A 14,419-nucleotide genomic window follows, 5' to 3' on the forward strand; every position below is an offset into this window, starting at 1 on the left:
CGCCCGCCGCGGGGATGCCTGCCCGCCGCCCGCCCGTAGAGTTGACAGAGCACGCGCGGACCGAGCGTCGTGCGCCCTCTGTTGTCCATCCGTCGAAAGAGCACCCAACGATGCCCAGCGGTTCGGTAAGTGGCGGTTCCGGCAAGAAGTCCGGTGCCAAGTCTGCGAAGGCGATCAAGGCCGCCCAGAAGAAGAGCGGCGGTCGCGGCCTGCCCAAGCAGCGGCAGATTCCGTGGCTTCTGATCGGCGGCGTGGTCGCGGTGGTCGCGCTGGTCGCGGTCATCGCCGCCAGCATCATCCCGAAGTACCAGGACTCCCAGGCGCTCGCGGAGTGGACGCCGTCCGAGTCGAATCAGGACCCGTCGACTGCGATCGAGGGGGTCGTGACGGTCGACTACCCCGCCGGTCAGCACATCGGGTCCACGCAGCGCGTCGCGTACGACCAGAGCCCGCCGTTCGGCGGGCCGCACGACGCGATCTGGGCCACGTGCACCGGCACCGTGTACCCGGAGGCGATCCGCACCGAGAACGCCGTGCACTCGCTCGAGCACGGCGCGGTGTGGATCACGTACAACCCCGACCTGGTCGACCAGGCGGGCGTCGACGCGCTCGCGGCGAAGGTGGACGGCAAGTCCTACCTGATGATGTCGCCGTACCCGGGCCTCGACGCTCCGATCGCCCTGCAGTCGTGGGGGCATCAGCTGAAGGTGGACGCCGCCGACGACGAGCGGATCGACCACTTCATCGCGTCGCTGCGGCTGAACCGCTACGCCTACCCGGAGGTCGGCGCGAGCTGCTCCACGCTGCCCGGCTCGTACGACCCGAGCAATCCGCCGCCGTTCGATCCCTCCGCCCCCGGTCCGGACGCGGTGCCGATGGACGGCGGCACGGTGGACGGCACCGAGCAGGTGCCGGCCGACATGCAGGCCCCGGCGGGGAGCTGACGTGACGCACGATTCCGCTCCCACCGCCCAGGGGACTCCCACCCCCCAGGAGACGGGCCGACGCAGGGCGCTGCTGATCCTCGGTCTCGTCGCCGCCGTCGCGATCGGTTTCCTGCTCGGGTTCCTCGCCCGCATCCCGCTCGAGGACTCGCCGCCGGCGACGCCGGCCGCCGGCTCCGTCGACGTGGGATTCGCCCAGGACATGACCGTCCACCACAGCCAGGCGATCGAGATGGCCACCGTCGCGTTGACGGTGTCGGGCGACCAGCGGGTGCGCAACCTCGCGTACGACATCCTCACCACCCAGCAGAACCAGGTCGGGCAGATGCAGGGCTGGCTGTCACTGTGGGGGCAGCCGCTGCTGCCCACCGGTGACTACATGACGTGGATGACCGAGGAGTCCGGCCACGACCACGGGAGCACGAGCCACTCCGACGGCGCCGGCGCCGGCCGGATGCCCGGCATGGCGACGTCCGAGGACCTGGCGAACCTGCGCCGCGCCACCGGCCCGGAACTCGACGTGCTGTTCCTGCAGCTGATGCTGCGCCACCACGAGGGCGGGCTGCCGATGATGGAGTACGGCGCGCAGTACGCGGGCCAGCCGGCGGTACGGACCCTGGCGCAGACGATGGTCGACACCCAGACCAGCGAGTCGGAACTCATGACGTCGATGCTGGCGGAGCGGGGCGCGCAGCCGCTACCGATGAACTGACCGACCGGACCCGCGGACGGGGGACGGCCCACCGGGCCGTCCCCCGTCGGTGTGTACCGTCCGGGTCCCCCGTCGGTGTCTACCGTCCGGCCCGGCCCCACTCCCAGTCGCGGATGTCGGGCATGTCCTCCCCGTGGGTGCGGATGAACTGGTGGTGCTCGACCAGCCGGTTCTTCAGGTGCTCGCGCGCGTACGCGGAGATCGGATGCAGACGGGGCACCCGGTCGACGACGTCCATGGCGAGGTCGAACCGGTCGATCTGGTTGAGCACGCACATGTCGAACGGCGTGGTGGTGGTGCCCTCCTCCTTGTACCCGCGCACATGGATGTTGTCGTGGTTGGTTCGCCGGTACGTCAGGCGGTGGATCAGCCACGGGTAGCCGTGGTAGGCGAAGATCACCGGCTTGTCCGTGGTGAACAGCGAGTCGAATTCGCGGTCCGACAGTCCGTGCGGATGCTCCGTGTGGTCCTGCAGCCGCATCAGATCCACGACGTTCACGACGCGGATCTTCAGGTCGGGGAACCATTCGAGCAGGATCTCCACGGCGGCGAGGGTTTCCATGGTGGGCACGTCGCCGGCGCAGCCGAGCACCACGTCGGGTTCGGCCCCCTTGTCGGTACCCGCCCAGTCCCAGATCCCGATTCCCTTGGTGCAGTGCACGATTGCCGCATCCATGTCGAGGTACTGCAGTTGCGGTTGCTTGCCGGCGACGATCACGTTGACGTACTGCCGGGTGCGCAGGCAGTGGTCGGCCACCGACAGCAGGGTGTTCGCGTCCGGCGGCAGGTACACGCGGATGACGTCGGCCTTCTTGTTGACCACGTGGTCGATGAAGCCCGGGTCCTGGTGCGAGAAGCCGTTGTGGTCCTGCCGCCACACGTGCGAGGTGAGCAGGTAGTTCAGCGACGGGATCGGCCGGCGCCAGTCGATGCCGTTGGTGGTGCGCAGCCACTTGGCGTGCTGGTTGAACATCGAGTCGACGATGTGGACGAAGGCCTCGTAGCAGGAGAAGAAGCCGTGCCGGCCGGTCAGCAGATAGCCCTCGAGCCAGCCCTGGCAGGTGTGCTCGGACAGGATCTCCATCACCCGCCCGTCGGGGGCGAGCCGGTCGTCGGTGGGCAGGATGCGGGCGTTCCAGGTGCGTGCGGTGGCCTCGAGGACGGGACCGAGCCGGTTGGAGTTGTTCTCGTCCGGGGAGAACACACGGAAGGTGGTCGCGTTCTCGCGCATGACGTCGCGCAGGAAGGTACCGAGCACGCGGGTCGATTCGACGCTGCCGGTGCCGGGCGCCTCGACCGGCACGGCGTAGTCGCGGAAGTCCGGCAACGCCAGGTCTCGTACGAGCGGCCCGCCGTTGGCATGGGGGTTGGCGCTCATCCGCCGCTCCCCCGCCGGGTGCAGGTCGCGGATCGCGGGCACGGGGGCACCGTGGTCGTCGAACAGTTCCTCGGGCCGGTAACTGCGCAGCCACTCCTCGAGAATCTTGCGGTGGCTTTCGTCGTCGCGGGCATTGGCGAAGGGCACCTGGTGCGAGCGCCAGTACCCTTCGACCGGGAGACCGTCGACCTCCTTCGGCCCGGTCCAGCCCTTCGGGGAACGCAGCACGATCATCGGCCAGCGCGGTCGCTCGGTGACCCCGTCGCGGCGGGCGCGGCGCCGGATCTCGAGGATCGCATCGACGCAGTGGTCCAGGGCCGCCGCGAACGCCTGGTGCATGCGCTCGGGATCGGAGCCCTCGACGAATACCGGATCGTGGCCGTAGCCGCGGAGCAGGTGCTCGAGTTCCTCGTGTTCGATGCGGGCGAGGACGGTCGGATTGGCGATCTTGTACCCGTTCAGATGCAGGATCGGCAGCACGGCGCCGTCCCGGCGCGGGTCGACGAACTTGGTGGAGTGCCAGCTGGTGGCCAGCGGGCCGGTCTCGGCCTCGCCGTCGCCCACCACGGCAGCGACGATCAGGTCCGGGTTGTCGAACGCGGCCCCGTAGGCGTGCGACAGGGTGTACCCGAGCTCGCCGCCCTCGTGGATGGATCCGGGCGTCTCGGGGGCGACGTGGCTGGGAATCCCCCCGGGGAACGAGAACTGGGTGAACAGCCGCGCCATGCCGTCCGCGTCGCGGGAGATGTCCGGATAGATCTCGCTGTAGGTGCCCTCGAGCCAGGCTGCGGCGACCGGCCCGGGCCCGCCGTGGCCGGGGCCCATCACGTACATCATGTCCAGCTCGCGGGCGACGATGGCCCGGTTGAGGTGGGCGTAGACGAAGTTCAGCCCCGGGGTGGTGCCCCAGTGTCCGAGCAGCCGGGGCTTGATGTGCTCGGGACGCAACGGCTCGCGCAGCAGGGGGTTGCCCATGAGGTAGATCTGCCCCACCGACAGGTAGTTCGCGGCTCGCCACCAGGTGTCGAGCGCGGCGAGCTCCTCGGAGCTCAGCGGTCCGGTCCGAGTTGCCGTGTCGGATTCTGCGTCCACGTACGGTCCTCTCCTGCGGGTGCGGTGTGGTCCGGTCTCGGGTTCGAGCCTGCCCCGGGCGGGTGGCCCACGCCGGCCGTTCCGGGAAACACTCGCCGAAGAGTTCCTCCCGGACGGCGCATCCGTGCCTGCCGGATACCCGACGAGCGCCGGAGAAACCCCCTCCGACCAGGCGATGTGGCGTATCGCCGACAATGCGCTACGCTAACTCCCGCCCCACCGAGCAACCGGTGGAGTCCGGAACGCCCTCGTAGCTCAGGGGATAGAGCGCTTGCCTCCGGAGCAAGAAGTCGCAGGTTCGAATCCTGCCGAGGGCACCACGGGAACGGCCCCGCGTCGCAGTGCGACGCGGGGCCGTTCCCGTTCTGCGGCCCGGACCTGGCGCAGAGCGGCAGGACGTCGAGACCAGGTGTTGTGAAACGCGGACTCGTCACGAAGCAGGATGTGCGCATCGTCCACGCCCAGAGATTCTGTGTTCATCGTCCGATGTCACCGACTGCCGCCCCGTGCGAGAACCCGTACAGCATCAGCGCCACCGCGCTGAGCAGTGACACCGCCGCGGTGACGACGAGCAGCGACCCCAGACCGAGGGCGGGTATCGCGGCACCGGCGAGAGCCGGTGCTGCGACCGAGCTGAGGGCTCCCACGGCCAGGCAGGCTGTGAACGCCGCACCGGCGCGCTCGGGTACCAGCTCGGCGGTCCAGACCGCGAGCACCGCGGATCCTGTCATGTACCCCATGCCGAAGATGCCCGCCGAGGGTGCGGTCGTGGCTACGGAGCCACCGGCCAGCCCGAGCAGCACCAGCGCCGCACCGACCGTTGCAAGGCACAGCGCGGCGACCCGGACGCTGCCCAGTCGCTGCCCGAGGGTTCCGGTCGCCACCCCCACCATGCCGGTGAGACCGAGGGCCGCGTAGAGAGCCGGGACGGCCGCCGCCGGGAGGGTGCCGCTGTCCAGGACGTCGGCGGCATAGGTGAAGTAGACGACCACGACCGCGAAGTAGACAACGGAGTAGGCTGCCGGGACCCGAAGCGCTGCCACCAGCGAGGAGGCACCGGCTCGCCCCTCCGGACGTGGGGCCGACCCGGTCCGCGGCACCAGGCGCAGGTTCACGAGTGCGGCGGCCACGGCAGCGAGGGCGATGCCGGCCCACACCAGGCGCCACGAGCCCACCGCAGCCAGGACGGCCAGCGCGCCCAGCAGCACCAGTCCGCCGCTGGTGCCGGTGGTGATGATCGCCAACGCTCGGGGCTGCTGCCGCGAGGGCACCGATCGGGTCACGATGTCGGAGTAAGGCGCCCAGACCCAGCCACCGGCGCTGCCGGCCAAAACGACACCGACGGCAAGCAGCCCCGGGGACTGCGCGAAAGTCACGATCACCGCCCCCGCAGCGCCGCAGGCCCCGCCCGCTGTCGTCGGCGCGCGCGACCCGCGGCGAGCGGCGAGCCGCGGCGAGCGGCGAGCCGTCCGGCGAGCAACAGACCGGCCAGGTAGCCCGCAAACGTTGCGCTGGCGACGAGGCCGAGCACCAGCTCGGAGAGCCGCAGGTCTTCCCGGATATCGGGCAGTGTCAGGCCGTAGGCGTAGCGGGCCATGCCGAAGCGACTCCGACCACCGCAGCTCCGGCCAGGCCGATCCGCCCGCCTGGGGAGAGCGTCATGAATTCCCCTTCATGCCGTGGGCCCGGCTACGTCACGGACCTCGGCCCGACTCCCGGGAGCATCGGCACTCACTGCGTGCATGCACCGACTCTCCCACGGCCGGATCAACTCGGTCACCTGCGGCCGACGACCGCGAGACCGGGTGTCAGTCCGCCGGATCCTGCTGGGCGGCCTCGGTGATCGGCGCCATGTCGAAGTAGTCGCGCCAGCCGGCGATCCTGCCGTCGACGACCTCGAAAGTCCCCATCACCGGCAGTTCGACGGTCCGTCCCCCGAGCGTGAACACGTCGACCCGCTCGTTGAGCACCACGCCGCCGTGGACAGCCTGGTGCCGGATGCGGAAATCGATGCCGCCGAACGAGGCGACGAACCCGGCGATGAACTCCTCGATCGCCGCGCGCCCGCGCACCGGTTCCATCGGGATGTTGTGGTAGACGGCGTCGTCGGTGAAGTAGGACGCGAGCACGGCCGGGTCGGGATCGGCCCAACGGCGGCAGAATTCGGTGACGAGCTCGTCGGGGGTCATGCGGTTCCTTCCGTCAGGCCCGGGCGAAGCGCGCCGGGTCGGTGCCCGGGACCCGGCGCGCCCGGCCTCTCTCGATGAGGTGCCGCACGTGCGCCGAGGCCTCGGACAGCGCCATCTGCTTGCCCGTGGGCGGAGTCTGGTCCCAGGGGCGGTACCACGTCATCCGCTCGGCAGCCTGCCACAGCGTCAGCTCCTCGTCGCCGAACGCCGCGTACAGATCGTCGAGGCGTCGCTCGTGATGCTCGACGAGCGCGTCGGTGCGGGCCGCGAGGTCGTCGATCGGCTGCCGGTGCGCGGGCAGGGTGCGCCGGACCGGGAGCGTGCCGACGGCGCGCAGGGAGTCGATGAATTCGCCGAGGGCGTCGCGTTCGGGGAGGGGGAAATCGAAGTCGCCCACGTGCGGGGTCGTGGTGGCGAGGACGTGGTCGCCGCTGAAGAGGATGTCGTGCTCCTCGATGTAGAAGCAGGCGTGGCCGGGGGTGTGCCCGGGGGTGAACACTGTGCGCAGGGTGCGGCCGGCGAGCGTAATCCGTTCGTCGGTGGCGAGCTTGCGGTCGGGATGGACGTCGGGCTTGCCGGTTGCGCGTTCCCCGTTCACCCGGTCGAGGTAGGTGGTGATCTCGTCGTCCGGGGCGCCGGCGCGGCGCCACTGCTCGGCCTCCCACTCGGCGTTGCCGTCGCCGGAGATCATGAGCTCGAGCTGGCCGAAGTCGTCCTCGTGCATGCCGACCCAGCAGCCCGACGCCTCCCGGATCCGGCCGGTCAGACCGACGTGGTCGGGATGGAAGTGGGTGACGACGACCCCCTCGACGTCCGCGACGGAGGCGCCGACGGCGGCGAGGCCGTCCTGCAGCGCGGCCCAGGACGTGTCGTCGTTCCAGCCCACGTCGACGAGGACCAGCCCGCGCGGCGACTCCATCGCATACACCTGGGTGTCGCCGACCGGCAGGTCGCTCACCGGTACGGGGATGCGGTAGATGCCGTCGCCGATGTCGCGGGCGTGGTCCATGGGGTCCTCCGAGCTACTCGATCGTTAGCCATTCAATGAACACAAACAGTAAACTATTTGGGTTCGTGCGGCTCGATGATCGCCATGATCGACCGGATCTCCCCCGCTGGGATGGCGAAGTGCTCGGTGACCGCCACGGTGAGGGTGCCGTCGCCGGCGTCGAGGTCGAGCAGGAACCGCGCGACGACGTTGTCGTCCCACTCGCGAAACGTCAGCTCCCGCACACGACGAATCGGGCGGTACTCGGGGCCCTGCTCGAGCCGGTCACGGATCTCGACGCCGCTGTCGCCGGTGCGCACGCCGTTCTCGACCCGCCACGCGTCGGCCGCGAGCCGCACGTGCGATGCGTCGTGTCCGACGAGGGAGCGGATGTAGGAGCGGGCCATGGCGACGCGGGCGCTGTCGGTGGGCGCGCCGGCATGCTCGGCGATCGCGGCCATCAGGGTCGGCGCCCAGTCCGGCCGGCAGATCACCAGGTCCGGCATGTAGGGGTGGGGGCGGTTGTACTCGAGCTCGCTGCCGTCGATGCGGGCGCAGTACAGCCCCGCCGCCTGCGCGACCCCCACCGGCGCCGCGGAGTCCCACTCCCACTGCCCGCCGGCGTGCACGTAGGCATCGACGTCGCCACGCACCACCGCCATGGCCTTGGCCCCGGCCGAACCCATCCGCACCACGTGGGCGCCGACGGCCCGGGCGACGTCGGCGACGAAGGCCGGCGGCCGGCTGCCGCTGACGACGATCCGGGGCCGTCGGCCGGCCAGCGGCCGCAGTTCGGCGGGACGGACGTCGTCGGTGCCGTAGACGGCACCGACGGCCGGCTGAGCGACGGCGGCGGCGGTGATACCCCTGCCGGCCTCCCACAACGCGACGTGCACGGCCCAGTCCTCGTGGTCCGGCATGCCGTACTCCTTGGACCCGTCCAACGGGTCGACGATCCACACCCGCTTCGCGTGCACCCGCACCGGATCGTCGGCGGATTCCTCCGAGAGCACCGCGTCGCCGGGGCGCTCGGCGGCGAGCCGCTCGAGGATGTACGTATCGGCGGCGCGGTCGCCGCGGCGGCCGAGTTCGCGACCGGTGAGCGTGTCGGCCTCGGCCGCGCGGACGGTCAGCAACAGTTCGCCTGCAGCGGTGGCGATCTCGGCGGCGAGGGCGGCGTCATCGGTCATGGGGCCAACAATTCCATGACCAGCCCGGCCTGCGCGACCGGATCGCCGTCCTGCGGCCGCAGCACCAGGTCCGGCCGGGTGGGCGCCTCGTAGGGGTCGTCGATACCGGTGAACCCGGTGATCTCCCCGGCCCGGGCCCGGGCGTACATGCCCTTCGGATCGCGGGCCTCGCAGTCGGCGAGCGGGGTGTCGACGAACACCTCGAGGAACGGCAGCCCGGCCTCGCGGTGCTGCTCGCGGATCCGGTCCCGGTCGGACCGGTACGGGCTGATGAGCGCGCAGATCGTCACCAGGCCCGCGTCGGCCATCAGCTGCGCCACCGCGCCGACGCGCCGGACGTTCTCCGCGCGGTCCCGCGGCCCGAAGCCGAGGTCGGCGTTGAGGCCGTGGCGCAGGTTGTCGCCGTCGAGCCGGTAGGCCGGGACACCGGCCGCGAGCAGGCGCCGCTCGAGCGCCGCGGCGACGGTGGACTTGCCCGACGCCGACAGGCCGGTCAGCCACACCGTCGCGCCGCGCGAGAGGCGTTCGGCGCGGGTCGCCTCCGCCGCGTGCCACACGACGGGGGCGGCGGCGAGGGTGGGTCCGGTGATCATCCCGGCGGCGACGGTGCTGCCGGTCGCGTCGTCGACGAGCACGAAGCTGCCGGTGGTCCGGTTGCGCCGGTAGGGGTCGAACAGCACGGGACGGCGGGTCCGCAGCTGCACCCGTCCGATCTCGTTGAGGGTCAGCGATCGTGCCGTCCCGTCGCGGTGGAGGGTGGTGACGTCGAGCCGGTAGTCGAGCCGCACCACGTGCGCGGCGGTGGCGTTGGTGGTGTGCAGCAGGGTGTAGGTGGCGTCGGGTGCGAGACCCGGGCCCTCGGCGAGCCAGCACACCATCGCGTCGAGCTCGTGCCCGACGAGCGGGCGGTTCCCCGGGCGGCACAGCATGTCACCGCGGCTCACGTCGAGGTCGTCCTCGAGTTCGAGGCACACGGCGCTGCCCGCGAAGGCGCTCGGCACCGGGTCGCCGCCCGGTCCGTGGACGGCGCGCACGCGCGTGCCGTAGCCCGAGGGCAGCACCACCACCTCGTCGCCGGGGGCGAACGCCCCGCTCGCGACGGTGCCGGCGTAGCCGCGGAAGTCGCGGTGCTCCCCGTGACCGGGGCGGAGCACGTACTGGACGGGGAATCGCGCGTCGATGAGGTTGCGATCGGAGTCGACGTGCACCTGCTCGAGACGGTGCAGCAACGAGGCGCCCTCGTACCAGGTCATGGTGGTGGTGCGCGTGACGACGTTGTCGCCGAGCAGCGCCGACACCGGCACGAACGTCAGGTCGTGGATGTCGAGTTTGGCTGCGAACGAGGAGAATTCGGCGCAGATCTCGTCGAAGCGCTGTTGCGACCAGTCGACCAGGTCCATCTTGTTGACGCACAGCACGAGGTGGGGGACGCCGAGCAGGCTGGCGAGAAAGGCGTGCCGGCGGGTCTGTTCGACGATGCCCTTGCGGGCGTCGACGAGAATGAGGGCGAGGTCGGCGGTCGAGGCGCCGGTGACCATGTTCCGGGTGTACTGCTCGTGGCCGGGGGTGTCGGCGACGACGAAGGCGCGGTGCGGGGTACAGAAGTAGCGGTGGGCGACATCGATGGTGATGCCCTGTTCCCGCTCCGCCCGCAGTCCGTCGGTGAGCAGCGCCAGATCGGGGGTGTCCATGCCGCGCTCGCGGCTGGTGCGGGTGACGGCGTCGAGCTGGTCCTCGGGCACGGCCTTGGAATCGTGGAGCAACCGGCCGATCAGCGTGGACTTGCCGTCGTCGACGCTGCCGGCGGTGGCGATGCGCAGCAACCGGGTCATCAGAAGTAGCCCTCCTTCTTGCGGTCTTCCATGCCGGCCTCGGAGATGCGGTCGTCGGCGCGGGTGGCGCCGCGCTCGGTGACGCGGCTGACGGCGACCTCGGCGACCACCTCGTCGGGGGTGGCGGCGGCGGATTCGACGCACCCCGTGCAGGTGGCGTCGCCCACCGTGCGGAACCGCACCAGCGCGTCGCGCGGCTCGTCGTCCGGCAGCAGGGTGAGAAACTCGTTGAGCGCCAGCAGCATTCCGTCGCGCTCGACGACGGTACGGCGATGAGCGTAGTAGAGCGACGGCAGCTCGATGCCTTCGTCGCGGATGTAGTGCCAGACGTCGAGTTCGGTCCAGTTGGACAGCGGGAACACGCGGATGTGCTCACCGCGGCGGTGCCGGCCGTTGTACAGCTGCCACAGTTCGGGGCGCTGCGCCTTGGGATCCCACTGCCCGAACTCGTCGCGGAAGGAGAACACGCGTTCCTTGGCGCGGGCCTTCTCCTCGTCGCGGCGGGCGCCGCCGAACACCGCGTCGAATCCGCCTTCGCGGATGGCGCGCAACAGCGTTCGGGTCTGCAGCCGGTTGCGGCTCGCGCGCGGGCCGACGTCCTCGACGGCCCGGCCGGCGTCGATGTCGTCCTGCACCGAGGCGACCAGCAGGCGCACCCTCCGGCGGGCCGCCTCGGCGTCGCGGTAGGCGAGGACCTCGGGGAAGTTGTGGCCGGTGTCGATGTGCAGCACCGGAAACGGGATCGGCGCCGGCCAGAACGCCTTGGCCGCCATGTGCAGCATCACCGCGGAGTCCTTGCCTCCGGAGAAGAGCAGCACGGGACGTTCGAAGGTGGCCGCCACCTCCCGGAAGATGTGCACGGACTCGGCCTCGAGCGCGCGCAGCAGGGACAGTTCGTACGACGGCGTGAGGGTCATCGGGGCTCCAGCTCACGAGCGCCGGTCCAAATATGTACCGGCTCGGTCGAAAGGTTTCGTCCCGAACAATAGAACGAGTTTCAGTTCCGGGTCAACGCCTCGCGGGGTGCGAGCGAATGTATCGCCCACTCGATCAGACCGACGGCATGATCCATTCGCTCGGTCCCCCGGGGCCGCAACACCCGGCCGTCACCGGGCCGGGCGACGCCCGCCGAGCTCGCGCGTGACGGCCTCGGCGGTGGCCACGAGGGCCGCCCCGCGCCGGGCGATCTCCCGGTTGGCCAGGGTCGCGCCCACGTGGAGCGTGAGCACCACCGACTGCCGCCCGTCCGCGTCGTAAGCGGGGGCGGCGAGCAGGTTCACCGGATGCTCGGCGTCGGCCGGTTCCGCCCCGGTCAGCAGCACCCGCTCCCCCAGGCTGGACACCATCTCCCCCAGCAGTTCGCGCAGCTCGGACGGCAGGTCGTGCGCCGCGACGCCCGCCATGAGCGCGTGCAACCGCCGCCCGCCCGCAGTGAGCGACTCGACCAGATATCCCGCGGTGCGGCACTCGTCGACCACGTCCCGCAGGCGGTCCCGGTCCAGCCGCACCGGAAGCGTCGGCTCGCGCGCGAGCCACTGCTCGAGCCGCTCGTCGGAGTCCCACAGCACGTACATCAGGCCCACCGGCGGCGCGAACGGATAGACCTCTCCCACCCGCGCCCCGGCACCGTCCGGATCGGCCCCGGCGACGTCGAGGACCGCGATGCGGTCGCCCACCACCGCCGACGCGGCGCAGGTGGCACCGAACTCGGCGCCGAGCGCGGCCAGGTGCCGGTGGGTGACGGGACCGACGGCGAAGCCGCGCTGCGCGGCGCGGCCCGCGACGATCAGCGCGGGACCGAGGCCGTACGTCCTGTCGGCGGGATGGCGCATCAGGTAGCCGGCCTCGGTCAGGGCGGTCAGGATCCCCAGGCACGTCGGCTTGCTCATGCCCAGCCGGCGCGCCAGCTCGGAGAGCCCGAACCGGGTCTCAGGGTGCGCGACCAGGTGGTCCAGGACCTGCACGACCCGATCGGTCGGCGGCGAACGCCGAGCGGACGACGTCGCGGCGGCCTCGGTCATTGACGCCTCCTTGGAACACGTTCTATCGTCGCTGCACCGAGAGCCTACCGCACCGGTACATATTTGAACCGCAAGGAGATCGTGTGCTCACCGATCCGCTCACATCCGCCATCGCCGAGGCCGAGAAGCTCGTCGCGACGGCGCCGCACATCCGCACCGAGCAGGACCTGATCGAGGGGTACCGCTACCTCGCCGGCGGGATCACCGCCTGCGTCCACTCGGCGTGGGCGGCCGAGAGCCCCCACCCCACGTTCGTCACCGGCACCGGGCCCTACACGAAGATGGGGCTCGACAACCCCGACACCCTCTACTTCGGGGCGCGCATCCGCGACGACGCCGAGTACGTCGTCACCGGCCGCCGCGGCACCACCTGCGACCTGAGCTTCCAGGTGCTCGCCGGCAACTACACCGACGCCGAGGTACCCGGCAACGTCACCGCGTTCGACGACCGCGAGCTGCGCATCGCCGACGACGGCACCTTCGAGGCCCGGTTCGGTCCCGGCCCTGCCGACCCCGGAAACAACTACTTCACCCTCGCCCCCGGCTCGTCCCAGCTCGTCGTCCGGGAGGTCTACAGCGACTGGTCCCAGCGGCGCGGCACCCTGCGCATCGACCGGGTCGACGCGCTAGGCACACCGCCGCCCGAGCCGACGCAGGACGACGCCGCCGCTCGCTACCGGCGGGCCGGGCGCGCGCTCGTGTCCCGGGTGCGGACGTGGCTGCAGTTCCCGCAGTGGTTCTACCTCGACCTTCCGGTCAACACAGTCACCGAACCGCGGCCGACGCCCGGCGGCCTGGCCACCCAATACTCGTCCGTCGGGCACTTCGACCTGCGCGACGACGAGGCGATGATCCTCACCGTCCCCGCCTCCGACGCGCCCTACCAGGGCTTCCAGCTGGGCAGCCTCTGGTATATCTCGCTCGACTACATCCACCACCAGACGTCGCTGAACAACACACAGGCCCAGGTCGATCCGGACGGGATGATCCGCATGGTCGTCTCCGCCCGCAATCCCGGCGTCGCCAACTGGGTCGAGACCCTGGGCCGCAGCCGCGGGTTCCTGCAGTTCCGCTGGCAGCGCCTCTCCCGCGACCTCACGACCGCGGACGGCCCGACGGCCCGGGTGGTCCCGTTCGACGACCTGGCCGCGGCACTTCCGTTCCTCGACCACAACCGGGTCACGCCCCAGCAGTGGTCCGCGCGGATCGCCGCTCGACAGACCGCGATCGCCGACCGGATGCTCGGGTGAGCGCCGTGACCACCACCCCGAGCCCCCTGCTCGCCGGACAGACCGTCGTGGTCAGCGGCGTCGGGCCCGGACTCGGCCGCACCCTTGCGGTGCGGTGCGCCGAGCACGGCGCCGACGTCGTGATCGCCGCCCGCACCGCCGCCCGCCTCGACGACGTCGCGGCCGAGATCACCGCCCTGGGCCGGCGCGCCCTGTCCGTCCCGACCGACATCACCGACACCGGCTCCGCGTCCCGGCTGGTCGAGACGGCCCTCCGCGAGTTCGGCCGGGTCGACACCCTGGTCAACAACGCTTTCTCGGTTCCGTCGATGAAACCGTTGGCACGCACCGACTTCCAGCACATCCGCGACAGCGTGGAACTCACCGTCCTCGGCGCGCTGCGCCTGACCCAACTGTTCACCGAGGCCCTGACCGAGACGAAGGGCTCGGTGGTGAACATCAATTCGATGGTGCTGCGACACTCGCAGGAGCGCTACGGCAGCTACAAGCTGGCCAAGTCGGCCCTGCTCGCGCTGTCACAGTCCCTCGCCACCGAGCTCGGCCCTCACGGAATCCGAGTCAATTCCGTTGCCCCCGGCTATATCTGGGGAGAAACCCTGAAGGCGTACTTCGAGCACCAGGCAGAGAAGTACGGCACCACCGTCGAACAGATCTACCAGCACACCGCGGCGGGCACCGACCTCAAACGCCTGCCCACCACCGAGGAGGTGGCCGACGCCGTGATCTTCCTCGCCTCCCCGCTGGCACGGGCCGTCACCGGCCAGTGCCTGGACGTGAACTGCGGCGAATACCACCACTGACCAGCCGTGCGCGTTTTCGGTAG

At 70.9% G+C, this 14,419-nt stretch carries 12 protein-coding genes, 1 tRNA gene and 1 pseudogene; 5 read left to right on the forward strand and 9 right to left on the reverse strand.

The window, feature by feature from the left end; genetic code table 11:
- Positions 1-110: 110 nt before the first annotated feature.
- Positions 111-944, forward strand: coding sequence for a DUF3105 domain-containing protein (locus AIIKEEIJ_RS24695; protein ID WP_006944388.1), 834 nt, complete (start codon positions 111-113; stop codon positions 942-944).
- A gap of 1 nt (position 945) precedes the next feature.
- Positions 946-1,656, forward strand: a complete 711-nt coding sequence (locus AIIKEEIJ_RS24700; protein ID WP_161996778.1) for a DUF305 domain-containing protein — start codon at positions 946-948, stop codon at positions 1,654-1,656.
- 79 nt (positions 1,657-1,735) lie between these two features.
- Here the strand turns inward: AIIKEEIJ_RS24700 and AIIKEEIJ_RS24705 are convergent, their stop codons facing one another.
- Positions 1,736-4,126, reverse strand: coding sequence for a phosphoketolase (locus AIIKEEIJ_RS24705; RefSeq protein ID WP_161996779.1), 2,391 nt, complete (start codon positions 4,124-4,126; stop codon positions 1,736-1,738).
- Between the two features lie 244 nt (positions 4,127-4,370).
- Between AIIKEEIJ_RS24705 and AIIKEEIJ_RS24710 the strand changes: the two genes are divergently transcribed.
- Positions 4,371-4,446 (forward strand) — tRNA-Arg (locus AIIKEEIJ_RS24710).
- Positions 4,447-4,602: 156 nt separating this feature from the next.
- Here the strand turns inward: AIIKEEIJ_RS24710 and AIIKEEIJ_RS24715 are convergent.
- From AIIKEEIJ_RS24715 to AIIKEEIJ_RS24745, 8 genes and pseudogenes are all read right to left on the reverse strand, one after another.
- Positions 4,603-5,517, reverse strand: a pseudogene (locus AIIKEEIJ_RS24715) (MFS transporter); the annotation flags it as partial.
- Positions 5,505-5,723: a YbfB/YjiJ family MFS transporter gene (locus AIIKEEIJ_RS33265; RefSeq protein ID WP_231385889.1), complete on the reverse strand. Its 219-nt coding sequence runs from the start codon at positions 5,721-5,723 to the stop codon at positions 5,505-5,507. The pseudogene AIIKEEIJ_RS24715 and the gene AIIKEEIJ_RS33265, both read right to left, overlap by 13 nt.
- A 211-nt stretch (positions 5,724-5,934) precedes the next feature.
- Positions 5,935-6,315, reverse strand: coding sequence for a limonene-1,2-epoxide hydrolase family protein (locus AIIKEEIJ_RS24720; protein ID WP_006940201.1), 381 nt, complete (start codon positions 6,313-6,315; stop codon positions 5,935-5,937).
- 13 nt (positions 6,316-6,328) lie between these two features.
- Positions 6,329-7,324, reverse strand: a complete 996-nt coding sequence (locus AIIKEEIJ_RS24725) for an MBL fold metallo-hydrolase (RefSeq protein ID WP_161996780.1) — start codon at positions 7,322-7,324, stop codon at positions 6,329-6,331.
- Between the two features lie 53 nt (positions 7,325-7,377).
- Positions 7,378-8,493 carry an inositol monophosphatase family protein gene (locus AIIKEEIJ_RS24730; protein ID WP_161996781.1) on the reverse strand — a complete coding sequence of 372 codons (1,116 nt, stop codon included), beginning with the start codon at positions 8,491-8,493 and terminating at the stop codon, positions 7,378-7,380.
- Positions 8,490-10,325, reverse strand: coding sequence for an adenylyl-sulfate kinase (gene cysC, locus AIIKEEIJ_RS24735; protein ID WP_161996782.1), 1,836 nt, complete (start codon positions 10,323-10,325; stop codon positions 8,490-8,492). The genes AIIKEEIJ_RS24730 and cysC overlap by 4 nt, the downstream gene beginning before the upstream one ends.
- The gene (gene cysD / locus AIIKEEIJ_RS24740; protein ID WP_161996783.1) at positions 10,325-11,242 is read right to left on the reverse strand and encodes a sulfate adenylyltransferase subunit CysD; all 918 of its coding nucleotides are present in this window, start codon (positions 11,240-11,242) and stop codon (positions 10,325-10,327) included. The genes cysC and cysD overlap by 1 nt, the downstream gene beginning before the upstream one ends.
- Before the next feature lie 189 nt (positions 11,243-11,431).
- Complete coding sequence (locus AIIKEEIJ_RS24745) at positions 11,432-12,346, reverse strand: IclR family transcriptional regulator (RefSeq protein WP_043797219.1); 915 nt, start codon at positions 12,344-12,346, stop codon at positions 11,432-11,434.
- An 83-nt stretch (positions 12,347-12,429) separates the two neighbouring features.
- Here AIIKEEIJ_RS24745 and AIIKEEIJ_RS24750 point away from each other — a divergent pair, with 83 nt between their 5' ends.
- Positions 12,430-13,596, forward strand: a complete 1,167-nt coding sequence (locus AIIKEEIJ_RS24750; RefSeq protein WP_043797220.1) for a hypothetical protein — start codon at positions 12,430-12,432, stop codon at positions 13,594-13,596.
- The gene (locus AIIKEEIJ_RS24755; protein ID WP_161996784.1) at positions 13,593-14,396 is read left to right on the forward strand and encodes an SDR family oxidoreductase; all 804 of its coding nucleotides are present in this window, start codon (positions 13,593-13,595) and stop codon (positions 14,394-14,396) included. Before AIIKEEIJ_RS24750 ends, AIIKEEIJ_RS24755 begins: the two co-directional genes overlap by 4 nt.
- Positions 14,397-14,419: the final 23 nt, after the last annotated feature.

The sequence above is a fragment of the Rhodococcus sp. YH1 genome, assembly GCF_009939605.1.
Taxonomy (GTDB): domain Bacteria; phylum Actinomycetota; class Actinomycetes; order Mycobacteriales; family Mycobacteriaceae; genus Rhodococcus; species Rhodococcus aetherivorans.

Bases quoted from the DNA above. Each gene is read 5' to 3' on its own strand.
- AIIKEEIJ_RS24695 (WP_006944388.1), top strand. From the start codon at position 111: ATGCCCAGCGGTTCGGTAAGTGGCGGTTCCGGCAAGAAGTCCGGTGCC.
- AIIKEEIJ_RS33265 (WP_231385889.1), bottom strand. From the start codon at position 5,723: ATGGCCCGCTACGCCTACGGCCTGACACTGCCCGATATCCGGGAAGAC.
- AIIKEEIJ_RS24720 (WP_006940201.1), bottom strand. From the start codon at position 6,315: ATGACCCCCGACGAGCTCGTCACCGAATTCTGCCGCCGTTGGGCCGAT.
- AIIKEEIJ_RS24725 (WP_161996780.1), bottom strand. From the start codon at position 7,324: ATGGACCACGCCCGCGACATCGGCGACGGCATCTACCGCATCCCCGTA.
- AIIKEEIJ_RS24730 (WP_161996781.1), bottom strand. From the start codon at position 8,493: ATGACCGATGACGCCGCCCTCGCCGCCGAGATCGCCACCGCTGCAGGC.
- cysC (WP_161996782.1), bottom strand. From the start codon at position 10,325: ATGACCCGGTTGCTGCGCATCGCCACCGCCGGCAGCGTCGACGACGGC.
- cysD (WP_161996783.1), bottom strand. From the start codon at position 11,242: ATGACCCTCACGCCGTCGTACGAACTGTCCCTGCTGCGCGCGCTCGAG.
- AIIKEEIJ_RS24745 (WP_043797219.1), bottom strand. From the start codon at position 12,346: ATGACCGAGGCCGCCGCGACGTCGTCCGCTCGGCGTTCGCCGCCGACC.